Below are 23,022 nucleotides of genomic sequence, written 5' to 3'. Positions count from 1 at the left end.
CACTTATACATCCGTTTGATGGTCAATTAGTTTTTTTTAATGAATAAGTCCATGGATGTGCCGTGCGATAAAAAGTGATTCATCGATGATATCAATGTTGGTTTTGGTAAACGGTTCTGAGTTGGGTATAACTCAATAAGATAATCTATTCGCGGCACATAATCATGACAACGAAAAACAAAATCGCATTTGGAATTTATTTGATAAACGCTGTGGCCATGCTTGTGGTTGGATCGGTTTATCTATTCAGCGGCGAATTTATGCCTTATCATTCAGCTGTTATCCAGGAGGAATGGATTGACTTATCAGAAGCACAGAAAACTTTATATCTGGGCATGATGAGAACGGAAGCCGCTGGATTTCTAGCGACCGGTACTGCAATCCTAATACTGCTAATTATTCCTTTTCGAAAAATGCAGAGATGGGCCCCTTATGCCATATCCGTAATCGGAATTGTGGAGTATCTGCCTTCAGCCATTGCAACCTATAATGTCGCGCAGACTACAACTGCATCCCCACCTTGGATTGCGTTGTGTATGGGTATTGGATTGCTGATAGTCGCGATTCCACTATCTGAGTTTGATTGAACTGATCGGTAATGTCTTTACCGGCCTATAAAAGCCATATGCCCACCAGCCGGTTTCAAGGGTGAGGGCGGATCTACTGGTGAATGAGTTGAATATGAAGCGAAGAAAAGAAGTGGAATATCCGCTATGAGAAGGCGTCGAATCTAGGTGTTGCCTTGCTGTGCCCCCGCCCCGGAGCGTTAATAATGGCTTTCTCTTTTCGGTGGCGAAAGTGCCTGTTTGGCGATAAGACAGTGTATGAAAAATTATAATTTAGGGATGAGTTAATGAAATCTTCGTTTACCAACTGCGCAAACGTAGCGCTACTTTTGATGGCATGCAGTGCGCCGGTCAGTGCAGCGTTATTTCCAAGTCTTGATGGCAAGGCTTATTACGATGATGTTCTGGATATTACCTGGCTTGCGGATACGGGGTATGCCAAAACATCAGGCGATCATCCCACCGGCTGGATGAGTTGGGCCGACGCCAACGCGTGGGCAACGTCTCTGGCAATTGACGGCGTTACCGGGTGGCGCTTGCCGGGCATGATCGATATTGACCACGATGGATGCACCCAATTTAAAACCAAGGGTGGTTCCGATTGTGGTTACAACGTGCTGACCGGCAGTGCGGCTACGACTGTCTATAGCGAGCTGGCAAGCCTCTGGTACGATACACTCGGCAACCTCTCGAGTTACGATAGATTCGGTCATTACGGCGCCTATGATGCTTCGGGCAATTGGGTTGGTGGACTGAGAAATACCGGCCCTTTCGTGAATCTTAAACCCGGAGGTCACTGGACCAACCAGCGCTACGAGGGGCGGACTTGGGGGCCGAATTTCGGTGGAAATTCGTGGTTTTTCTCTATTAATAATGGACTCCAGAGCTCGGCCGATGTCACTGATGAACTGCGTGCGTGGGCAGTCCATCCTGGCGATCTGCGTCTAGTCGTGGACGCGACACTGAATGGGATGGAGACTGCGACCGCTCCCGGTCCGTCATTCCCTGTTAGCGGCAGCTCTGCCAGTTGGAACTACCGAGTCAAGAACACCAGTGGTCAATCTATCTTCGATGTTCGCCTGTATGCTGAGAGTGTAGAGCCGGAACGCGTCGACCCCGAGGAATTGTGTTACCTGGACATGATTCCCGCAGGCGGAGAAGCGACCTGTACTAGCGAGAGCCTGATCGTTGACGGTGCAGTAAAAATCCGGCTGTCCGCTCAAGGCAGCTCACAAGAGGGTAATCACGTTCAATCAGATATGGCAGCCTGGTATATCGGCGGCTCAGATTTCAAGCCCTCGCTATTTCTCGATGTAACGATGGCGGGTTTGGATATTGACAGTCAGAGGCCGGGGCCCGAATTGTATGATCGTGGTACTTGGTACCATAACGTCAGTGTCACCAACACCGGCGTAGTTCCACTGAGGAATGTGCGCGTTTTTGATCGAACAGAGGAGCCTTCAACAGAGGCGTGGACGAAAGTATGCGTTTTCTCGGCAATCGAACCTACTGAAACGAAAACCTGCCAAGTGGATGTTAAGGGCATCGAGGGTGGTGACATTATGAAGCGACATTTCACAGCGCAGATGCGATACCAGAATGGGAAAATCACGGATAGCGATTTTAGTTACTACCGTATTCTGGACTACCCTTAAGCGGTCAAAGCGCAGCAGGATGGGGTTAATATAGTATCCAAAGACAGGTGCCAGATTCCACAGCAAAAGAAGAGCCTAGGCTTCTAGTGACATAGTGAATTGCTGTCGGATCTGGGTTTCGTTCATGAGCCCAGGCAGGTTCATCGAATTGCGTTTTAGTCCAGCCCATAATTACGTTCACCATCTATCTTCTATCAACGGTGATCGGGTAACACGGATTATAGTAGTTAGCTCTTATGGGCCTTCCCTCAACCGAACGCCTACTCACTAGAGGGGCGCATTCTTTGTTTCTGGTTGCTTGCTGACCAACCCCCTCGTGAACAATTTTTTACAACGGTTCCGTAATCCTGAGTTCTATATTAGTCTTGCTTGGTGTCCGCCGTATCGACATACAAATAATTGTCATCAACTTGGAATAGTGAGGCGTTTTGGATGTTTAGAAAAAGAGCAGGGATTGTTAAATACTGGGGCACTTTGATTGTATTTCTATTGGTTGCTGTTGTTGGGCAGGCTGCCGAACAAACCAAGAAACCGAATATTTTGGTGTTGTGGGGTGACGATATTGGTACCTGGAATATCAGTCATAACAACCGCGGTATGATGGGGTATAGCACGCCCAATATAGATCGCGTCGCCAATGAAGGGGTTTCTTTCACTGATTACTATGCCCAACAAAGCTGTACTGCCGGGCGCGCAGCTTTTATCGGTGGGTCGGTACCGGTTCGCAGCGGAATGACGAAGGTGGGCTTGCCGGGTGCCAAAGAGGGCTGGTCAACCAAAGACGTTACCATGGCGACCGTGCTGAAAGGCCAGGGTTATTCCACCGGGCAGTTCGGCAAGAACCACCAGGGCGATCGTGATGAGCATTTACCGACTAACCACGGATTTGATGAGTTTTTGGGCAATCTCTATCACTTGAATGCTGAAGAGGAGCCGGAGCAGGAAGACTATCCGCGAGACATGAAACTGCCGAATGGAAAAACGTTTTTGGAGCAGTTTGGTCCTCGTGGTGTTATTCATTCCTGGGCAGATGGAAAGGGTGGACAGAAGATTACGGACACGGGCCCTTTGACCAAGAAGCGTATGGAAACCATTGATGATGAGACGTCAAAGCGCGCAATGGATTTTATTCGGGAGCAGCATAAAGCTGGAAAACCCTGGTTTGTGTGGTGGAACGGTACGCGCATGCATTTTCGCACCCACGTGAAAGAGGCGCATCGCGGTTTGTCGGGGCAGGATGAATATTCGGATGGCATGGTGGAGCACGACCTGCACATTGGGCAATTCCTGAAATTGCTTGATGAGTTGGGTGTTGCTGATGACACCGTGGTGATGTATTCCACTGATAACGGGCCCCATTACAACACTTGGCCTGACGCTGGCACGACCCCCTTTCGAAGTGAAAAGAATTCGAACTGGGAGGGCGCTTATCGAGTTCCCACTTTCGTACGTTGGCCAGAAAAATTCCCAGCCGACCAAACCCTTAATGGCATTGTTGCTCACGAAGACTGGCTGGTAACCTTTGCAGCTATCGCAGGTGACACCGATGTTAAGGAACGCTTGCTCAAAGGCACCCGTATCAACGGGCGCAAATATCGCAATCACCTTGATGGCTACAATCAGCTGGATTATTTGACGGGAAAAGCCAAGGAATCACCACGTAAGGAGTTCTGGTACGTGAATGATGATGGCCAGGTGGTTGCGGCTCGATATAACGATTGGAAAGTGGTGTTCCTTGAAAACAGGGGCAAGGCGTTCGGTGTATGGCGTGAACCTTTTATAGAATTGCGGGTGCCCTTGTTATTCAACCTGAGACGAGATCCGTTCGAAAAAGCCCAGCACAATGCGAACGTGTATGAGGACTGGTTCCTTTCGCGGCCGTTTGTGATTGTGCCGATTCAGGGCTTGGCAGCACAATTTTTAGCATCAATGAAAGAGTATCCGCCAAGCCAGTCTCCTGGTTCCTTCAATTTATCAAAGATTGAAGAGCAGCTTAAATCCAACATGGGCAGTCACTGATAGCACATTGGTATGAAACTGGCAGGGCTGTGGGGATTCGCGCAGCCCTGTTTTATTTTTGATTGAACAAACTTTGAATTCGCGTTGGCGAGATCGATATTAAAGACAAACAGAGTGCGCAATGAAATTATCCATTTATCAAATTGATGCTTTTGCTGAAAAAGCGTTTGAGGGTAATCCCGCCGCCGTGGTTCCTTTGGAAGAATGGCTGCCGGATTCGGTAATGCAATCCATCGCAGAGGAAAATAATCTTTCTGAAACGGCATTTTTTGTGCCTTCAGAAAGTGGTTTTCATATTCGGTGGTTTACACCGGCGACCGAAGTCGATCTGTGTGGGCATGCGACGCTTGCCAGTGCTTACGTATTGTTTTCTATTTTGGGACGAAAAGAAGACACGCTGTCCTTTGAGTCACGTTCCGGTTTATTGAAAGTAACTAAAGCGGGCGAGCTATTGACGCTGGATTTTCCTGCTCAACCACCTGTTCAATGTATCACTCCAGCCCTGCTGTCCACCGGACTTGGTAAAGAGCCGGTGGTGTGCTTGGAGTGTGAAGATTACGTTGCCGTCTTTGAAAATGAGGAAGATGTATTCCAGATCGCGCCGGACCAGGAAGCGTTAATGCAGCTTGATCTTCGGGGTGTGATTGCAACGGCCCCCTCCACCGAGTTTGATTTTATTGTGCGTTTCTTCGCTCCCAAATACGGTATCCCGGAAGATCCCGTCACAGGATCTGCTTATACCCAATTGGCACCGTATTGGTCTGATCGACTGGGGAAACCCACGCTTCGCGCAAAGCAAGTGTCCCGTCGTGGCGGCAGGCTCTTGTGTGAAACCAGAAACGACAGGGTCTTGATCTCGGGCAACGCCATTACTTATATGCAGGGCAGCATCGAAATCGACATAGAGTGATTTTACCCATTAATCCTGAGAACTATTCGGCCCTATGCGTGCGGGGGCTGGACGAAAATGCCTGTTTACGTAAGTTGAATGGGGTCCACGACTTTAAGCACGGTTGATTTTTCCGCTGCCGCGTGGCCGCGACAGAACGCAGCGGCCACGCGGTTTTGGTTATTTCAAGCAACCATCATTGGCAGGTGCCGAGATCTTCCAGATTGAAAAGATCGGTCATCGTCTGCTTGTTTCTGCCGACATAAACCTGAGCGCCATCCGGTATAACCTGAGAGTCGAAACAGGTTTGGCTGCCAGCGGGTATGCTCAGATTCAATCCGTCGATGGCCTTGTTCGCGACATAAAGAATATAGTCGATACCATTGTCTCCCTGGGTAGCGTCAACCATATCATTGCTTTCCAGCTCGACTCCGGTGGCCGCTACCGGCTGACTTGATGTTAATTGTCCGCTATAGGGCGACCAGCTAAGTCCACCGCCGACCGCGCGCAAGTACCACTGGGCATCACTGCCGGTCGCATTGCAATCCTTCCATAGGTAAAGTCCGGGGTCGGTTGCGTTATCGTAGGTCGGTTCGCCGCATTCGGCCGGTTCCGGCGCCAATGAGCAACTTTGCAAAGTCGTCAGGTTCAACGGGGTATCGATGATTTGTTTACTTTTGCCCAGGTAGACAGGTAGATCTTCGTCAAGCACAAAGCAGGCATTGGCCGCGTTGGGTTTGAAGGTGAATCCGTCTTCAGCGGCATTCCAGGCTTTCATCTGATAGTAGATCTCGTCCGGATTGGTCACGTTGTCCAAAATGTCGTTTGGCTCGTAGCTGTATGACGCTACGTCGCTAAACCCGCCTTCGGAGGTGACCACACCGGTCGCAACCACGCCAGCCGGATCGCCGCCACTGCTTACTCTGACATTCCACTCATCGAGCAGGCAGTCTTTCCACAAGAACAGGCCTTGTTCCGAAAAGCGATCGTAGGCCGGTTCACCGCATTCTGCTTGTGGCGGTGCAACGTCGCAGGCGGTCAGGGTGGTGAGGTTGAAAGGCGAGCTGACACTGATTCGGTTCTGTCCCATATAGATAGGCAGGGAAGGCGAAGTCGTGGTTAGGCAGGCGTCGGCCGCGGGTGTGAAATCCACACCGTCCACACCACCATTCCAGACTTTAAGCTCATAGGTCAGTAGATCCGCTGTGCTGTCGTCGAGTGAATCGCTGTTCTCGATGCTGTAACCGGTGAAGGTCAACCCGCCGGAAGATTCAATATAGCCGGTATAAACAACGCCATTAGCATCGCCACCGCCGGTGACTCGCATACGCCATTCACCACTGCCATCGCAAAGCTCCCAGATATAGACGCCTTTCTCGGTTTGCGAATCATACGCGGGCTCGAAGCAGGAGTCTGACAAGCCGCTGCTGTCGTTGTCCTGAATAGTGATGGTGGCGCTCGCCGTGTCAAGCGTCAGTGCAACGGGGTTAGACAAATTCACTCTGAAGCTTTCGTTGGCTTCCGCTGTTAAATCATCGGTGATTGGTATCAGGATGGATTTACTGCTTTCGCCGACCGCGAAGTTCAGCGTCAGATTGGTAGCGGTGTAGTCGCTGCCACTGACGGCAGTGTCGTTTGTCGTTGATACGTTAATGGCGGCAGGTTGTCGCGCTGCCACGGACAGGGTCACCTGTAACGCCACGCTACCGGCATCCTCCATGGTCGTGACATTACTGATAGCGACTGCGGGTACCGTACGCAAAGGATCGTTCGGGTAGGCATCCTGGCTATCCGGTACTCCGTCGCTGTCGCTGTCGGTTGGGGCAGGGCCGCTTCCGGGTTGCGTTGGATCGGTGTCCACCAGATCGTCGATTCCATCGCCATCCGCATCTATGCCGCCGTTAGCATCGGCGCTGGTGATCATGCCATCGCCATTGGTGTCGAAGCTGGCATAGACGGTGTTGCTGATGTCGTATGCGGTTCCGTCATTGGCGGGGTTGTTGGATTCGGCATCCAGAAAATCGGGTATGCCGTCACCGTCGGTGTCCGGGGCTACCCAAACCGTGCCCTGTTCATTGACCAGGTCGTCGACGATGTAATTGCCATCTGTATCGCTCAGACCAGCCTCAACTACATCCGGTATGGAGTCATTGTCGCTGTCCAGATCACGGTCGTTAGGAATGCCGTCGCCGTCGGCGTCATTGGATGACTGCACTGCAAAGGACATTTCGATATCGTCCATGCCGGCTTCGATCAGCGATGCGGAACCGGCATCAGCCGCTTCCACTAACAGTTGGATGGTTTGTCCCGCAAAGGCAGAAACATCCGCCATGTAGGTGGTCCAGACTGCTGCGCGTTCGGTCGCGCTGCCGCGCTGCTCAAGCAGTGCGTAACGGCTACCGCCAGAGATAATGGACACACGGAAGAAATCGTCGTTGGTCGCGTTGTTCAAATGAGCAAAGTAGTAATTGAATGCCAGCGCCTGCGCGTTGGACGGCAGGGCAATGGCCGGAGATCGGGTCGACGTTGTGCCGTTGTCCACGTCATAGGTGCCGACGGCACTGCCGGACGCCAGCTCGGTAATTAATGCGCCCGAGCCGCTGGTGGTGGTGTTGAGTTGCATCGGAGTGCCTGAGCTTGAGGTGCCGCTCGGATTACCGACCGCCCATAATCCACGGGTGGCGGTATCTGTGTTGAATGGGTCGCGCACCCAGCCTTGGTTGCTTTCGAAATTGTCCAGCACCTGATAGTCCGTTGACGAGGTCATCAGACTAAAACGGGAGCTGAAACTGTTTTCGGAACCGGGCGCCATAAATAGTTCCAGCGTTGCACCGCCTGAGCGCTCGAAGTAAACCACCTCGATACTGTGAGTGCCTGCGGTCAACGTAACCTGGCCAAAATGATCTTCCGAGCCGTGCAGGCTGTCATCAACAATGACGTTAGCGCCGTCGACACGTACCCGAACTCCGTCGTCGGTGTTGGTGCCGAAGGTATAGGTGCCAGCGCTACTGACATTAAACTCGCCGCTAGCGCGCACTACAAAGTCGTCCCCGTAAGCAAAACTCTGGTTGCTGCCGAAATGGCCATCGGTGGTGCCATCCGCAAGGTTCACCGTGTCGCGGTAACCGCGGGTCGAACCGGTGCCACCGCTTGCCAACGTTGCGTCCGCGTCCGCCAGAGAGTCCACAGTGGATGCGGATTTGACCTGTAAAATCCTGAATTGGCCGTTGCTTGAAATCGTCTCAGCGGCGTTCACCAGGCCGTCGTTATCGATATCGATGTCGCTGTTATCGCCGACGCCGTCGCCGTCGCTGTCGCTGTTTTCATTAGGGTTGTTGGGAAACGCATCTGCGTTGTCACCGACGCCGTCACCATCGCTGTCGCTGGTTTCATAGGGGTCGTTGGGAAACGCGTCGCTGTTATCGCCCACACCGTCATTATCGCTGTCGGTGGTTTCGGTTGGATCATTGGGGAAGACATCGGAGTTATTGCCAACGCCGTCGCCATCGCTGTCGAGCCATTCCGAGTCGTCATAGGGAAATTCATCGTCCAGATCCGGTATGCCGTCGTTGTCATCATCAGTGTCGACATCGTCGGTCAGGCCGTCATTGTCGAAATCGAGCACGCAGGCATCCAACGTGGTGATATCGAAGGGTGGATAGATGCGCTTGCCGCTACCGCCCAGATAGATGGCTCTGAATTGGGTGCCTTCCAGGGACAGGCAGGTGCGTGTCTGACCGCTCGTGGTAAAGTTGATGCCTTTGCTGTTTACCGCATCCTGTTGCACGCTCAGGGAAAAATCAACGACGTTGCCGGTGGAGTTATCGACGATATCATTGCCATCGGTGGATACGGGATTAGCGTAGCCAAATTGGCGATCGCTGAGCAATCTGCCGGTGGCGACCTGAGGCAAATTATGGGTTAGCCGGCCTAGCCCACCTTTGGCCCGCAGCAGCCAGGTGTTGGTTTCGCAATTGCGCCAGATCAGTAATACAGGGCCCAAAGTGGAGGTATAGCCGGGTTCACCACACTCATCCCCAGCCGCTAGTTTGGGCGTGATTGGTTCACCCAGAACCACAGGATTGATGTCAGAACCTTCAATTGCTTCATAAAGTTGGTCAGCGGAGAGACCGGTGTAGGTATCGACCTGGCCGGACGGCCATTCGATAGTAATGTCGACTGTCGTGTTAGAGGCTAAGCCAAAATGGATGCGTTTGGAGTTCTGGGACCAACGATGAAAGCCGCCATTCTGTTCCCGCAGCTGAGTTACGCCGCCGGCTGTTGCATAGATTTTTGCACCAATCGCGTCCCGATTGGAGGTCGTGCCCGTCAAATCCAGTTGGATCCAGTGATTGCCATTGCCGGTGTTCTTGAACAGCTTATCAGACCCGCCAAAGCTGACCGGGTAGTAAAGCAGTCCGTTGGTGACCGCCACATCCACGAAACCGTCGACATCGTAGTCGGCGATCGCAACGCTCTCAGCTACACCGATTTCAACGCCGGCACCGATAGGGCCTTCGCCACCATGAGAGGTGACCAGCACGAAGGTGCCGTCGCCCTGGTTGTCGTAATAGCGGTTGGCCAGATTGGATACCCCCTGACGACAAGCCATGTAGATATCCAGGTCCATGTCATTGTCAAAGTCGGCGGCCGCCGCGCTAACGCAGCTCACGGCATCACTTAAACCGGCACCGTGATTCAGGCTAAAGCCGGAATCGCCGTTTAGCAGGTAAAAAGCCGGTGTGGGCAGCTCGGCATCGAGCATATTGATCATCACCGGTTCGCTAACCGGATTGACCGCCCGTACCCGCACATAAACCTGCTCGGTTGAGCCCAGCCTTACGGTCCATTTGCCGGATGAAGAAGAATAGGAAACGCTAGCCCCACCGATAGTGGCAGAGGTGTTGCCGTTGGTGTTAAGGACGGAGGAGGGTGCATCTGCGTATACGCCTAATCCGTCGTAATCGACGGTCACGGTTATTTGGCCGTTGGCGGAAAACTGAAAGCCGGAGCTGGATGAGCCCCGTAGCCATGCATTGATCGAGCGGTCGTCGATTTTGGCGGCACCGGAGGCGCGCAGCGCACCGCGCATCAGCACCAAGTCGGACTTAAGGTCGTTGTTAAAATCGCCGGAAATACTGTCCACTACGTTGCTGACCGTTGGCACCAGGCTGGTAATGCTTCTGAACGAGCCGGTCGAAAAATCATAGATGGCTTGCGGAAAATCACCTTGGCGTCCGCAAATGTAATCGAGTTTGCCATCGTTGTTGATGTCGGTGAGCTGGCCGTAGTCGCCGTGGCCAGGGCAGATATCGCCGCTTCTGCGGGTGAAAGAGAAGCCGCTGGTGTTGCGTCGGCTCAGAGTGGAACCTCCGGAAGACTGTTGTAACAGATCAAGACGACCGTCGTTGTTGTAGTCAAACCACAGCCCCATGCGGGCGGTGCCGTCATCGCTGATGCCGGCGCTCGATGCCCGATCCACAAACTTGCCCCCGGATTCAGCCTGATTAATCAGCATTTGCGCCGGGCCGGAACCACTCACCGCAATTAACAGATCCTGGTCGCCGTCGTTGTCGACATCGGCGATCGTTGCACCGTGCTTATCGTCGTAGGTCTTTTCCATCCAGATGCCGTTCGGGTCGTATTCTGTCGCCACGTCATCGAACGCACCGGCACCGTTGTTACGATAAAAACGGGGATAATCCCGGTGTCCTTGTATAAAAAGGTCGGGCCAACGGTCGCCGTTCAAATCGCCCCAAGCCAGACCCCAGCTCTCGGTATGCCCGGTCAGGCGAATCGAGTTGGATTGGTCTATAAAGGTGATGGGGGCAGCCTGAATTGACGACGCGGCCATAAAAAGTGCCAATAGGGACAACGGGCAATACTTCATAAAGAACTACTCACTTCGGCGTATTACAATCATCGAGAAAGCTGACGAGCAATACTACCGGGACAGAATAGGATGTCTCGTGATAGGCGCTCGGATACTCGGAATCGATCATGGAATGAACTGATTGCAAATTAAGCAATTAAGATGCCACTAATAAAAGTAGAGGAAAAACAGAGGGATAGCCGCCTTGCTGGTGAATCTTTGGTGCGCAGTGTAAAGCGTTTCGACAGTGTAGTGAGGTTAATTGAGGAGTGTTTTTGATCGTCGCACCAATATAGCCCGGATCGGCGCTCAGCGACTCAATTTTAAGGAACGCGTTTTTGAATGTTAAGGAGTGAGTTTTAGGGGGTGAGTTTTAAGGTTGGTTTTTGAAGCCTACTGTGCCCAGTAACTGGTTTGTTTTGGAGTCTTTCACCAACACCAGTAGCTTGCCGTCACTTTCTCTTTTGCCAAGTGCAACCAGCTCTTCAGCGCCATTGCCATTGGTGTCAGGAATCGTGACGATGTCCAGTGCAGGATAATCCCTGGTCCACCAGACATTGGACAACAAAACGCCCGTCATGGCATCCCGTACTTCAGCCTTGACCTCACCTGTACTGGTATTTTTGCTTAGCAGAGCCAGTTCCGGAGCGCCATTGCCATTAAAGTCGGAAACCACAACGAACTTCAGCGGCGTGAACAAGGGGTTGAAACGAACAACACTGATTCTGGTGCCATTGAATGCATCGTTGATCTGAATACTGACGGCGTTGTCCTGTCGTAAAGCGGCCAGTTCCTCGATTCCGTTCCCGTTCATATCGGGCAGGGCGGCTAATTGCAATAGAGTGTACTGGCTACCATAGCTGATGTTGTTGACGAATTGCGAGTTGCCCGCGTCACGCACCAGAGCCCGATATTCCCCGCTGACATTGTGTCCCAGCAAGGCAAACTCGGGGCTACCGGAACTGTTAATATCGGGTAGGGAAATAAAATCGACGGCGGGCCAGGCGTTGTCAAAGAATACGTTGTTAATGACCCCGCCAGCGAGGGGGTCCACGCTTTGCCCGAATAACAACCCTTCCGGCTGAGGCCCCTCTAACAGAGCAGTCATCTCCGGATAGCTGTCGCCATTCAGGTCGTCCACCGGCGTCGTGAATAACAAGGTGTTTTCGTTGCTGAAAAAGATGTTGCGAATCAGGCCACCTGCTAAAGGGTCGCGAATTTCTACCCGCATTCCGACCGGGTCAACGCGTCGGCCGAACACCGCTAATTCCACACCGCCGTCCCCGTTCATATCCGGTAGCACCATGGCTGTCTGAAGCCTGAACTCGCCATTGTAGGGAAGTCTCTGCACTACATTGCCATCGATGCCCTTGACGGTTGCCGTCAGCTTTCCACCCGCCACATCGTCTATCACCACTGCGATGTCTTGAATACCATCACCGTTGACATCGCCCAGGGAAAGCAGAATTGGTGAAGTCACCGGGGCATCCGGATCTGGCGGGGGGATCACGACCTCAGGATCTTCTCCGTCGGTTACTACCACGGAGACTTCATCGCATGCGGTTAGCAGTGGCAGGATGGCCAACAAAATGAGCGCTATTAACCTTTGTCTCGTGCTGTCAATAAGCTTCATAGCGCCCCATCTATTTTTTATTTCACCTTGGTTTGGATACATCGCTCGATACTAATACGATGATCCTTATCAAGCAATCGGGCGCTACTATTACTGTGAACATATCTATATAAAGTTACGAAAAGATCGTATTCGAGCACATAAAGTGAATCTGGTTGACGCCCAGAATTGCAGTCGGAATAAGACAGTCGGTGGTGGTCCTTTGTTCCATGTTAAAATGCATCGCAACGTATGTTGAATTCGCCCCCCAGCGTGGCCGTTTTAACGGAATAAAATTGCGATTGCTTTGCGTAGGAATGGAAAATGCCCGCATTCTTTTTCGTCGGGATTAAGTGTTTTTTCAGAGGGTTTCCTAAATAGCTTTGCGGCGAGAAGAAAAATTCACCTGTAGCGTATTCGTTAAAGTTGGGAAAAATGGAATCGCCCCGATTAAGCCGGGGCGGTATCCAAACGGGAATTTATTCTGAGCCCCGACTAAGCCGCATTCGGGTTACTGTGGCGTTCATGTAAAAACCGTAAAACTTCAGCTCGCAAGTGGTTGTAGTGGGCATCATCGGCGAGCTGTAATCGATGACGTGGTCGTGGCAAATCGATTTCCAGAATTTCGCCAATGGTGGCGGCAGGGCCGTTGGTCATCATCACGATCCGGTCCGATAGCAAAACCGCTTCGTCTACATCATGGGTAATCATGATGACGGTATTGTTAAGCTCGGCTTGGATTTCCATCACCGAATCCTGCAAATGGGCACGGGTTAATGCATCCAGCGCGCCAAAGGGTTCGTCCATCAATAAAACCTTGGGGCGCATGGCCAGTGCGCGTGCGATTCCCACACGCTGCTTCATGCCGCCAGATATTTCCCCCGGACGTTTGTTGAGGGCATGATCCATGTGAACCAGGCTTAGGTTATGCCTGATCCAGTCATCCATTTCTGCTTTGCTCATGGTGTTCTTAAACACTTGCTTTACCGCCAGTTCCACATTCTGATATGACGAAAGCCAAGGCAACAAAGAGTGATTTTGAAATACCACCGCTCGCTCCGGGCCTGGTGCGGTTACTTCGTTGTCTTCCAGAAGAACTGTGCCCTGGGACGCGACCAGCAGTCCCGCTACGATATTCAACACTGTGGATTTGCCACAACCGGAATGTCCGATGAGGGAAACGAATTCACCCTTTTGGATGCTCAGAGTGACGTTGTCGAGTGCTTTGAATACCCCTTTCGGCGTATCGAAATCCATGTGCACTTGTTCGATGGTCAGGTAGCCTCGCATGAGTACGCTCCTTTAATTGATTCGGTTTCTGATTCCATTTGTATGGAAAATTTATTTAACGGATGGTGGCATTGCTGTCCCAGGAAAACGCTTTTTGCAATGCCAGCATGACACGATCAAGCAGAAATCCGATTAATCCGATGGTCAATACCGCGACCATAATCCGGCCCAGAGATTGCGAGCTGCCGTTCTGGAATTCATCCCAGACGAATTTACCTAAGCCGGGATTTTGCGCCAACATTTCTGCGGCAATCAGCACCATCCAGCCGACGCTCAACGATAAGCGTAAACCGGTAAACATCATCGGAATGGAAGAGGGGATAACGATCTTGGTAATTTGAGTCCACCAGCTGAGTCGCAATACTTTACTGACGTTGGTGAGGTCACTGTCCATGGTTGATACGCCGACGATGGTGTTGATTAAAGTGGGCCACAGGCAGCACAAGGTGACCGTGATGGCGGAGTTAACAAACGACTTCGCAAACATGGGATCGTTGCTGTTATAAAGCGCACTCACCACCAGTGTAACAATGGGTAGCCATGCGAGTGGAGAAACGGGTTTAAAAAGTTGAATTATTGGATTCATTGCTGTGTACATGGTGTTGCTTAAACCGCAGATAATACCCAAGGGAATGGCAATCACGCTGGCGAGAAAAAACCCGGCAAATACGGTTTTAAGGCTGGTAAATATCTGGTCGATGTAGGTTGGCTTGCCAGTGTAATCCCGGATTTTTACTTTAGCGTCCGGATTCTTCGCCAGCTTTTTTGCATTCCGCTCTTCTTGCCTTTGATAAAAAGCAACTTCCTTTACCCGTTCGGCTTTGTGTTCTTTCCATAGACCATTAGCTTGCTCCCAAACGGCGGCAGGCCCCGGAACTTTTCCCAGACTGGTTTCTATGTGGGCCGCGGATACATGCCACAATCCGAGGAATATGGCGAAGGCAATTAACGGCACACCCAAAGAGCGGGTAAGGTGTTCGATTTGTTCTTTCGGGTTTTGAAAAGTGAAAAACTTCATAATTGACACCAGCCATGAAAATCCGATTGATTCAAACACAGTGATAACTTTCGTGGTCATTGCATTGCGCCTCCGTTATTAATGCCGGAGCCTGATTTCGCTCCGGCATTGCTGAGTTTAAAGCTTGTCTTTTTCTTTCAGACCGATTTTAAATTTAGAGAGGTATTCGTTTGGCTTGGTGCCATCGAATGTAATCCCGTCGATAAATTCAGACTGAGGTGGTTTAAAGCCATCTTCATCCGCAGCGGGAAAATCAGATGCAGACAGTTTTCCCTCTTTGATCAATAGGTTGGCAGCTTGCATATAAATATCCGGGCGATACACTTTTTTCGCCATGTCCATATACCAGCTATCGTCTTTGTGTTCCGGTATCTGACCCCAGCGACGCATTTGGGTCAGATACCAGATGGCATCGCTATAGAAAGGGTAGGTAGCGTTGTAGCGGAAGAAAACGTTAAAGTCTGGCAGTGAACGTTTGTCGCCTTTTTCGTACTCGAAGGTTCCCGTCATGCTGTTGGCAATCACGTCATAGTCCGCCCCTACATAGTTTGGCTGTGCCAGGATCTTAACGGCTTCCTTGCGGTTTTTATTATTGTCTTCATCCAGCCATTTGGCCGCGCGAATCATGGCTTTCACCACCGCCAGGTGCGTATTGGGATTTTTGTCTGCCCAGGCCTTGCTGACACCGAATACTTTTTCGGGATTGTCTTTCCATATTTCATAATCGGTAATGACCGGTACACCGATGCCTTTGAACACGGCTTGCTGGTTCCAGGGTTCGCCCACGCAGTATCCGTATATGGTGCCGGCTTCCAATGTCGCAGGCATTTGGGGTGGCGGGGTCACTGATAGCAGCGCATCGGCTTGCAGTTGGCCGGAGATGTCGCCTTTTGACGGCGCATAGTAGCCGGGGTGAATACCGCCTGCAGCCAGCCAGTACCGCAGCTCATAGTTGTGGGTTGATACCGGGAATACCATGCCCATGTTGAAGGGTTTGCCGTCCGCTTTGTATTTGTCGACTACCGGTTTCAGGTAATCCGCTTTAATCGGGTGAACCGGTTTACCGTTCTCCATCGGGACGTGTTTTTTCATTTCCTTCCAGACGTCGTTGGAAACCGTAATGCCGTTGCCGTTGAGGTCCATGCTGAACGCGGTAATGATGTGGGCCTGGGTACCAAATCCGATAGTCGCGCCTAACGGCTGGCCTGCTAACATATGGGCGCCGTCCAGTTCTCCGGTGATGACACGGTCCAGTAGAATTTTCCAGTTGGCTTGGGCTTCCAAGGTGACATACAGCCCTTCGTCCTCGAAGTAGCCTTTCTCATACGCTATCGCAAGGGGCGCCATATCGGTAAGCTTTATAAATCCGAATTTTAGATCTTCTTTCTCCAGCTCTAATTCTTCCGCTACGACCGGCAAACATAGCAGCCCGCCTAATGCTGCTGTGGCGACGAGGGTTTTTTTGAAAAGGGTCCTGATGTGTTTCATTTCTAACTCCTGAATACATGTCGAAACAACGCCGCGATCGAGCGCTATTTAAATCCGGCTAAATACCGTTTGGTTCACTATTCGTTGAAGGAAGCTTCTGATGGTTTCGTTATCAACTTGCGTGCCAAAAATGGCGGTAACAGAAAATGCAAACTTAAAGTGCTGATATTTTGCTTTGATAACAAAGATGGTGCGTACAATGCTACGAAATATTAATGAATGACTTTCTATGGTGCACATGTGCGCGTGACGGGTGCGGGTTGGTGATCGTAGTCGCGAGAGTAGAGCTAAAAAAATGAGCCATTCGGAGGCCCATTTTTTCTTCGCTGCACTTAAATAGATCGGAAAAAGTGTAAGGTATTACCGGACGGTTCTAAGGGGCATGGATTTGGCTTTCCACTACCCGCACCACGCTTTTGCTTTTGCCCATCGGAATCGGGAGGTGGTTTACAAAGTCTTCGGGTCGATGTATCTGGACATCAGTAAAGCCGCATTCCAGAAAGCCGCGTTGGATTTCGTCGCGGTTGTTGAAATGCAGGTTAACGTTGGCTCGGGTGGCGAGTGACAACATTTTTGACCCTGCTGCAACCGCGCCGGGTATTAAGTGTATGCCGAAGTTGTATACCAGGTCGGTGATATACCAGGCTTTGGGATAGACCCGACCCAGTTGTGCTAGTCGTTGCCATACCTGCGAAATGTCGTCCAGGTGAAAGTAGTTCACCAAACCTTCGGTGACCAGAATGGTAGGCCGGTCGGGATCGAGTACTTCTTCCATGACGTAATCCAGACCATAAGGAGCGCCGAATTCGAATACATCGCAGCCGACAACCTGGTGATCGGGTCCAAAGCCATGGTTAGCTTGTAGCAAGGCGCGCTTTCGCTCGGCCATATGGGGCAAATCGGCCTCTACGTACTTCAGATCGGGGTACTTGCGCGATAACGTGTAGCCTCGGGGCGAATAGCCACAGGCGATTTCCAGAATCTGACTGACCCCTTGGGTCTTGATTAACCCGTCTATGCGGTGGTCCATGATTTGGTGACGCTGGATCAGCATGTCGTGCAGGGTGATCCCGATGATTGAATCAGCAAGACGATCAAAGGGGCGCAATGTTTTATAGAGCAGTCTGCCTTTGGGGGAAGTGAAGAAGCGATTGGAAATCCCGCTTTCATACCAGACTTGGCCGGTGAAAAGGGCCGTAAAACTGATACCTGTGGAATCCATGATGGGGCTCTCCGATGTGATTATTGTTATTCAGTCCAGCACGATATTGCCATCTTCCAGATGAAAAGCGATAGCTTGCAGTGCCTGCCCTACACAGGGTCCCGCGACACAGTCCCCGGTTTCGACTTCAAATAGCGCGCCATGGTTGGCACACTGAATAAAGTGGTTGTCCATATCCAGGAATTCATCCGGCTGAAATTCCAGGGGAATACCCAGGTGAGGGCAGGAGTTAAGGTACACAAACACTTGCGCGTCTTTCTTTACGGCAAAAACGGTGCGGCCATCCAGATCAAAGCCGCGGGCGGAATCTTCTTCGATGTCGTTAACGGCGCACAGCACGGTCATGATACCCCCTTCTTTTTCTTGAGTGTTGCGGTTTGCTTTTGTTGCCCATTATGAAGGCTTCTGTTTCGATGGGAAAATAAACAGATCAGGAATATTAAATTATTTTCAAATAAAGGGTTGAAAACAAAAATGATAATGATTATCATTTGAATCCTGTTGTGAAGGAACGGCTACAGACAATAAATTTGGTACTCTGTCATGGCCCCTCTCTCCTCTCTACAACCTGATGGTGCTGGGTTTATTTGCAGCTACTTTCTTCGCAACGGTTCGTGGTGCAAAATGAAACCGGGGGTTCTTCCCCCGGTTTTTTGCTTTTCGGAATAGTGGTTGGCCCCCGCTGACCCTCTCCCTATAATGGGTCGCTTCTTATTCGGAGCGTGCACACCCGGAATGTTTCACTCTCGTCCTTATCTTCTGGTACTCATTCTTACTCTGGCATTGCTACTCAGCTTGATGGTGTCGTTAAGCGTGGGTGCCGTTTCTGTACCCATGGCGGAGTGGGGTGCAGTAATCCGGAACCATATTATATCGGCCAATGCAGCAGACACGACCGCCGATCTGGTGATCTGGCAAATCCGCTTGCCGCGGGTGCTTTTAGCGGCGTTGGTGGGTGCCTGTCTGGCATTGTCAGGGGCAATGGTGCAGGGTCTGTTCCGTAATCCGTTGGCCGATCCCAGTCTGATCGGGGTTTCCGGCGGGGCTGCGGTGGGTGCCGCTTGTGCGATTGTGTTAGGGGCCAATGTTACCTGGTTGCCCCCTGCGCTGATGCTCCCTTTGTTAGCTTTTATCGGCGGTAGCCTGGTGACCGCATTGGTGTACCGACTTGGGGTCGGTCCGCTCGGCACTTCCGTGGCGACCATGTTGCTGGCGGGGGTGGCGGTGAATGCGATGACCAGCGCCAGCATCAGTTATCTGGCAACAGTGGCGGAAGACGCGCGCCTGCGCAATCTGGTGTACTGGTTGATGGGCAGTTTTAATGTGGCGTCCTGGCAGAAAGTGTTGTGGGTTGGTCCGCTTCTGTTGATCGCCCTGTTGACGATTCCCTGGGTGTGGAAGGGGTTGAATGCGTTGTTGTTGGGAGAATCCGAAGCCCGTCACTTGGGTGTGTCGGTTGATCGCCTGCGCTGGCTGGTTATCGTGACGGCTGCGCTTACCGTAGGCGTGTCGGTTGCGGCGGTTGGCATGATTGGGTTTGTCGGTTTGGTCGTGCCGCATATTATTCGCTTGATGGTCGGGCCGGATCACCGTTGGCTATTGCCGGCAGCGGCCTTAATGGGCGCGGTTCTGCTCACGCTGGCGGATTTGGCCGCGCGAACATTGCTTCAGCCTCAAGAGTTGCCGGTAGGGGTGCTGACCGCCGCGCTCGGGGCACCGTTCTTTTTGTTTTTAGTGGTAAAGCGACGGCAAGGGTTGGTTTATGGAAACGGATAGTGCTCTGTTGTCGATGCACCAATTGAGTTATCGCGCTGGCGACCGTTGGTTGGTGGATGGGGTCGAGCTGACTGCGTCGGTCGGGGAATGTATCGCCATTGTCGGCCCCAACGGAGCGGGTAAAAGTACCTTATTCAAGATGCTTTCAGGCGAGTGGTTGCCATCCAGCGGCCAGATTAATTTTAATCAAAAGCGGTTGGCTGAATGGCCGGCTGAGCAATTGGCCACACTGCGCGCGGTACTGCCGCAATCCTCGGGTTTGCAATTCCCCTTTAAAGTTCAGGAAGTGGTGTTGATGGGGCGTATGCCACACGCCACCGGGTCGGAGGTCGACCGACAAATAGCCTGTGAAGTCATGTCGTTGTGCGATGTGTTATCGCTGCAACATCGAGCCTATACAGAACTTTCTGGTGGCGAAAAGCAACGGGTGCAATTGGCCCGGGTCTTAGCTCAGGTCTGGCAGCCGGTGCAAGCGGGCAAGCGCCTTTTGCTGTTGGATGAACCAACTTCGTCGTTAGACCTGTCCCACCAACTCACTCTAATGCATGCGGTTCAGCAGATTTGCCAATCGCAGGTTACCAGTTTGGTGATTGTGCACGACCTGAATTTGGCTGCGCGATTTGCAGATCGTATCTTAATGTTACACAACGGCAAACCGGTGGCGTTAGGTCGCCCCCAGCAAGTATTAACCGCGGATTTGCTGGAGTGTGTATTCAATGTGAAAACGCAGGTTATAGAGCACCCGGTTTACGGTTGCCCGTTGGTTGTTAGCTGACGTCTTGGAATCTATTTCCGCTTGGTCAATAACTTACGCCACAGGCCTACGTCGCTATCGCCGGCCCGCATCACTCTCAGCTTTTCCAATTCCCGCTCCAGGCTTTGCATCACTTGATAACGCAGTTGCCAGAGCCGTTCTTTATTGTTCTCCTGCCCCGCATAAGGGCGAGTGTCAATGGGCTCGCCAAAAGAGAAATAGAATTTTTCGGGTCGGGGAATCAAGGTCGGACCGATGCCTTTTGCTAATGGCATAAGCAAATCACCGTTAGCGGTTTGGTTGCTAATGAGTTTGCTCTTCAGAATGCGGCGTGCGACCGGTGTACGCATAAAATCATAGGCATCGAGCACCACATCGAAAGCGTCATCGGCACCCAGAGAGGCAACGGGGATGATGGGATATTGATGTTTGATTGCCATATAGCAAAAGCCGGTGCGGGTTTTCCATGTGAGTTTGTATTTTTCACCTTTTCGTTTAGCGACTTCCCTTCCGCCTCCGGGGTATACCAGTATATGTTCACCGGCTTCCATTAGGCGCGCGCAGTTTTCTCGCGTGCCGGGAACCGCTCCGCTTTGTTTTAAAACATCGCGCCACAACGGGACTTTGAAATGCATATGATCGCCCAGAGAGCGCAACACAATGCCTTTGGATTCGTAAAGTTTTTCGAATAACAGCGGCCCATCCAACATGCCATAGATGGTGTGGTTGCCAACCAGCAAAGCGGGATTGATCGGGTTGACGTTTTCCAGACCGGTGAACTGGGGTTTGAAATAACCCCGCGCCAATGCATTTGCTGCTTTCACGGTGTGCAAAGGGGGAGGGGTAAAGCGCGCTACCGGCACTAAACACTGAACTTCCGCATTCATTCTGCAATTACCTTAATTTAAAAATAGAAACTGGATTGGTCTATGATGCCTGGCTGTGCACGGCAGTAATTTGCTCGTTCAGGGACACAATTTGTCGCGCCATATTTTCCATCAAGCTGATACAAATCCGTGGATGTGTTTTTATCATCATTTCGAACTGGCTGCGAGGTACGACCATGACCAAACACCGTTGGTCTGCAATAACTGAAGCAGTACGGGGGCTATTGGTCAATAGTGACATAGCACCAAAAATTTCATCTTCCAGTACTTCGCCCACTTTAATATTTTGTACAAACACGTTGGCGTGGCCTTCAACAATAGAGAAAACGGTGTCGGAGGCGGTGCCTTCTTCGATGATGGTTTCACCCGGGGAGTAAGTTTGAAAACCCAATGAGGTTTTGTCGACGGGCGTATCAAGGGAAGCAATGACACTGGAATGGCGGGCGCATTCTGCAAGCAGATAGTCCCCCCATTGCCGCGCTTTTTTGGCGTCACTCATGGCTTTTTGCCACAGTGCTTCACGATTATAGGGAACCAAAGTAACCGGGGATTCGGTGTAGTATTTTGCGATGGGCATGCCGCCCCATTGCGACATACCGATAAGATCACCGGCATCATAGTGAAAAAGTGTCTTGTTTTCCTGCTGATGAGCGACGGTGCCTTCTTCCAGAAGAAACACCAGGCCCTGATTTTCTTCAGCTTCGTACAGGTCTTCAAATGACGCGTACGAGACCGCTTTGCTGCTCGGTGGGATGTCCACTAATGCTTTGGATAACAAGTCCTTACAGTAATTGTCCGTCTTCTCAAACTGCTCAGTGAAATTGGACTCTAAGAACATGGGTCAGCCTGCCTGCTTGCGATAGATTCATTCGAGGGGTAATTCCTGTATTAATTGTAGCCCAAGAAATCGCAGGGGAAGGCCCGATCAAGTGTGCAAATTACTCATTTTTGATCGGGCCGGAAGGCGCGTTAAAAACTATTAATTTAACAATGACTTATATTGGTCAATTTTGAGACGGGGGCCGAATTGGGTAACCAGAAGGCCAGCTGCACGAGAGGCTAATTCTGCTGACTTAACGTAGTCATAACCATGGGTCAAGCCATACAGGAATGCACCGGCAAACAAGTCACCGGCGCCGTTGCTGTCTACTGCCTGCACCGGAGTCGCAGCAATCCGGTGTTGCGTCGAGCCGTCGAATACCAGGGAGCCGTGCTCACCCAAAGTGATCGCATAGCTACTGCAGATCTGTTTCAGTTCCTCTGCTGCGGCTTCGATATCATCAGCACCGGTCCAGGTGAGCGCTTCTTCTTCATTACAGAACAGAAGGTCTACTTTATCCCCCAGCATTTCCTGCAATCCGTCTTTGAAAAACTTCACCATGTTGGGATCCGAGAAGGTCAATGCGGTTTTCACTCCCGCCTTTTCGGCAATTTTTCGTGCCTTGATGGCAGCGGCGCGGCCGCTGTCTGACGTCACCAGGTAGCCTTCAAGGTAACAGTAATCGGAATGGGTAATAGCCTGTTCTTGTAATTCCGCTTCCGAAACTGTTTCGGAAATGCCCAGATACGTCTGCATGGTGCGCTCTGCATCTGGCGTGATTAAGACAATGCACTTGCCGCTGACGCCGTCTTCCCGCTGCCTGTGCAAATTGGTGTCGACGCCGGCCGCTACCAAATCCTGAACATAGAAATCACCCGCCGGATCGTTTGCGACTTTGCAGGAGTAGAAGGCATTCCCGCCAAAGTGACTGACTCCGATGATGGTGTTTGCCGCCGAACCACCACTGGCCATTTTGCCGCTGTGGCCGGCTAAAGCGTCATACAGTGATTGTTGCTGGTTTTTGTCCACCAGGGTCATTACCCCTTTATCAATACCTTGCTTGGTTAAAAAATCATCATCTATTGCGAATTCCATATCCACCAATGCGTTACCAATGGCATAGACGTTATATTTCTTCATGGGGTTGGGTACCT

The 23,022-nt window shown here is 51.4% G+C and carries 16 protein-coding genes; 6 read left to right on the top strand and 10 right to left on the bottom strand.

Features of this window, described 5'->3' with window-relative positions; all coding sequences use genetic code 11:
* The first annotated feature begins 164 nt into the window (after window positions 1-164).
* The 4 genes from FT643_RS14365 (at window position 165) to FT643_RS14350 (ending at window position 5,150) form a co-directional block, all read left to right on the top strand.
* A complete protein-coding gene (locus tag FT643_RS14365) occupies window positions 165-587 on the top strand; it encodes a KRAB domain-containing protein (protein WP_156872099.1) in 423 nt (140 codons plus the stop codon).
* Window positions 588-853: 266 nt separating this feature from the next.
* Window positions 854-2,221: a hypothetical protein gene (locus FT643_RS14360; RefSeq protein ID WP_156872098.1), complete on the top strand. Its 1,368-nt coding sequence runs from the start codon at window positions 854-856 to the stop codon at window positions 2,219-2,221.
* Between the two features lie 432 nt (window positions 2,222-2,653).
* A complete protein-coding gene (locus FT643_RS14355) occupies window positions 2,654-4,240 on the top strand; it encodes an arylsulfatase (RefSeq protein ID WP_156872097.1) in 1,587 nt (528 codons plus the stop codon).
* Between the two features lie 121 nt (window positions 4,241-4,361).
* Window positions 4,362-5,150: a PhzF family phenazine biosynthesis protein gene (locus FT643_RS14350; RefSeq protein WP_156872096.1), complete on the top strand. Its 789-nt coding sequence runs from the start codon at window positions 4,362-4,364 to the stop codon at window positions 5,148-5,150.
* 175 nt (window positions 5,151-5,325) lie between these two features.
* Here FT643_RS14350 and FT643_RS14345 read toward each other — a convergent pair whose 3' ends face one another.
* The 7 genes from FT643_RS14345 to FT643_RS14315 all read right to left on the bottom strand — a co-directional run bounded on the left by FT643_RS14345 (window position 5,326) and on the right by FT643_RS14315 (window position 17,976).
* Window positions 5,326-11,019 (bottom strand): FG-GAP-like repeat-containing protein, encoded by a 5,694-nt coding sequence (locus FT643_RS14345; protein ID WP_156872095.1) that lies wholly within the window; start codon window positions 11,017-11,019, stop codon window positions 5,326-5,328.
* 355 nt (window positions 11,020-11,374) lie between these two features.
* Entirely contained in the window at window positions 11,375-12,634 is a 1,260-nt protein-coding gene (locus tag FT643_RS14340) for a hypothetical protein (RefSeq protein WP_156872094.1), read from the bottom strand.
* Between the two features lie 474 nt (window positions 12,635-13,108).
* Entirely contained in the window at window positions 13,109-13,903 is a 795-nt protein-coding gene (locus FT643_RS14335; RefSeq protein WP_156872093.1) for an ABC transporter ATP-binding protein, read from the bottom strand.
* A 55-nt stretch (window positions 13,904-13,958) separates the two neighbouring features.
* The gene (locus FT643_RS14330) at window positions 13,959-14,981 is read right to left on the bottom strand and encodes an ABC transporter permease (RefSeq protein WP_156872092.1); all 1,023 of its coding nucleotides are present in this window, start codon (window positions 14,979-14,981) and stop codon (window positions 13,959-13,961) included.
* Window positions 14,982-15,038: 57 nt separating this feature from the next.
* Window positions 15,039-16,409, bottom strand: coding sequence for a CmpA/NrtA family ABC transporter substrate-binding protein (locus FT643_RS14325; RefSeq protein ID WP_156872091.1), 1,371 nt, complete (start codon window positions 16,407-16,409; stop codon window positions 15,039-15,041).
* Window positions 16,410-16,782: 373 nt separating this feature from the next.
* Complete coding sequence (locus tag FT643_RS14320) at window positions 16,783-17,631, bottom strand: class I SAM-dependent methyltransferase (RefSeq protein ID WP_156872090.1); 849 nt, start codon at window positions 17,629-17,631, stop codon at window positions 16,783-16,785.
* Between the two features lie 30 nt (window positions 17,632-17,661).
* On the bottom strand, window positions 17,662-17,976 hold the full coding sequence (locus tag FT643_RS14315) for a Rieske (2Fe-2S) protein (RefSeq protein WP_156872089.1): 315 nt from the start codon (window positions 17,974-17,976) through the stop codon (window positions 17,662-17,664).
* Window positions 17,977-18,366: 390 nt separating this feature from the next.
* On the opposite strand from FT643_RS14315, the gene FT643_RS14310 reads away from it, so the two are divergent.
* Window positions 18,367-19,407 carry a FecCD family ABC transporter permease gene (locus FT643_RS14310; protein ID WP_156872088.1) on the top strand — a complete coding sequence of 347 codons (1,041 nt, stop codon included), beginning with the start codon at window positions 18,367-18,369 and terminating at the stop codon, window positions 19,405-19,407.
* Window positions 19,394-20,182: a heme ABC transporter ATP-binding protein gene (locus FT643_RS14305; protein WP_198043551.1), complete on the top strand. Its 789-nt coding sequence runs from the start codon at window positions 19,394-19,396 to the stop codon at window positions 20,180-20,182. The genes FT643_RS14310 and FT643_RS14305 overlap by 14 nt, the downstream gene beginning before the upstream one ends.
* An 11-nt stretch (window positions 20,183-20,193) precedes the next feature.
* Here the strand turns inward: FT643_RS14305 and FT643_RS14300 are convergent, their stop codons facing one another.
* From FT643_RS14300 to FT643_RS14290, 3 genes are all read right to left on the bottom strand, one after another.
* On the bottom strand, window positions 20,194-21,048 hold the full coding sequence (locus FT643_RS14300) for a lysophospholipid acyltransferase family protein (protein ID WP_156872087.1): 855 nt from the start codon (window positions 21,046-21,048) through the stop codon (window positions 20,194-20,196).
* A gap of 40 nt (window positions 21,049-21,088) precedes the next feature.
* Entirely contained in the window at window positions 21,089-21,886 is a 798-nt protein-coding gene (locus tag FT643_RS14295; RefSeq protein ID WP_156872086.1) for a Crp/Fnr family transcriptional regulator, read from the bottom strand.
* A gap of 141 nt (window positions 21,887-22,027) precedes the next feature.
* The gene (locus FT643_RS14290; protein ID WP_156872085.1) at window positions 22,028-23,008 is read right to left on the bottom strand and encodes an adenosine kinase; all 981 of its coding nucleotides are present in this window, start codon (window positions 23,006-23,008) and stop codon (window positions 22,028-22,030) included.
* Window positions 23,009-23,022: the final 14 nt, after the last annotated feature.

The sequence above is a fragment of the Ketobacter sp. MCCC 1A13808 genome (assembly GCF_009746715.1).
GTDB lineage: Bacteria > Pseudomonadota > Gammaproteobacteria > Pseudomonadales > Ketobacteraceae > Ketobacter.
This window is presented reverse-complemented; position numbering and strand designations above follow the sequence as displayed.

Excerpts from the sequence above, each read along its gene's own strand:
- FT643_RS14335 (WP_156872093.1), bottom strand. The coding sequence starts at position 13,903 with ATGCGAGGCTACCTGACCATCGAACAAGTGCACATGGATTTCGATACG.
- FT643_RS14290 (WP_156872085.1), bottom strand. The coding sequence starts at position 23,008 with ATGAAGAAATATAACGTCTATGCCATTGGTAACGCATTGGTGGATATG.
- FT643_RS14345 (WP_156872095.1), bottom strand. The coding sequence starts at position 11,019 with ATGAAGTATTGCCCGTTGTCCCTATTGGCACTTTTTATGGCCGCGTCG.
- FT643_RS14350 (WP_156872096.1), top strand. The coding sequence starts at position 4,362 with ATGAAATTATCCATTTATCAAATTGATGCTTTTGCTGAAAAAGCGTTT.
- FT643_RS14355 (WP_156872097.1), top strand. The coding sequence starts at position 2,654 with ATGTTTAGAAAAAGAGCAGGGATTGTTAAATACTGGGGCACTTTGATT.
- FT643_RS14300 (WP_156872087.1), bottom strand. The coding sequence starts at position 21,048 with ATGAATGCGGAAGTTCAGTGTTTAGTGCCGGTAGCGCGCTTTACCCCT.
- FT643_RS14365 (WP_156872099.1), top strand. The coding sequence starts at position 165 with ATGACAACGAAAAACAAAATCGCATTTGGAATTTATTTGATAAACGCT.
- FT643_RS14310 (WP_156872088.1), top strand. The coding sequence starts at position 18,367 with ATGTTTCACTCTCGTCCTTATCTTCTGGTACTCATTCTTACTCTGGCA.
- FT643_RS14325 (WP_156872091.1), bottom strand. The coding sequence starts at position 16,409 with ATGAAACACATCAGGACCCTTTTCAAAAAAACCCTCGTCGCCACAGCA.
- FT643_RS14360 (WP_156872098.1), top strand. The coding sequence starts at position 854 with ATGAAATCTTCGTTTACCAACTGCGCAAACGTAGCGCTACTTTTGATG.
- FT643_RS14305 (WP_198043551.1), top strand. The coding sequence starts at position 19,394 with ATGGAAACGGATAGTGCTCTGTTGTCGATGCACCAATTGAGTTATCGC.
- FT643_RS14315 (WP_156872089.1), bottom strand. The coding sequence starts at position 17,976 with ATGACCGTGCTGTGCGCCGTTAACGACATCGAAGAAGATTCCGCCCGC.
- FT643_RS14320 (WP_156872090.1), bottom strand. The coding sequence starts at position 17,631 with ATGGATTCCACAGGTATCAGTTTTACGGCCCTTTTCACCGGCCAAGTC.
- FT643_RS14295 (WP_156872086.1), bottom strand. The coding sequence starts at position 21,886 with ATGTTCTTAGAGTCCAATTTCACTGAGCAGTTTGAGAAGACGGACAAT.
- FT643_RS14340 (WP_156872094.1), bottom strand. The coding sequence starts at position 12,634 with ATGAAGCTTATTGACAGCACGAGACAAAGGTTAATAGCGCTCATTTTG.
- FT643_RS14330 (WP_156872092.1), bottom strand. The coding sequence starts at position 14,981 with ATGACCACGAAAGTTATCACTGTGTTTGAATCAATCGGATTTTCATGG.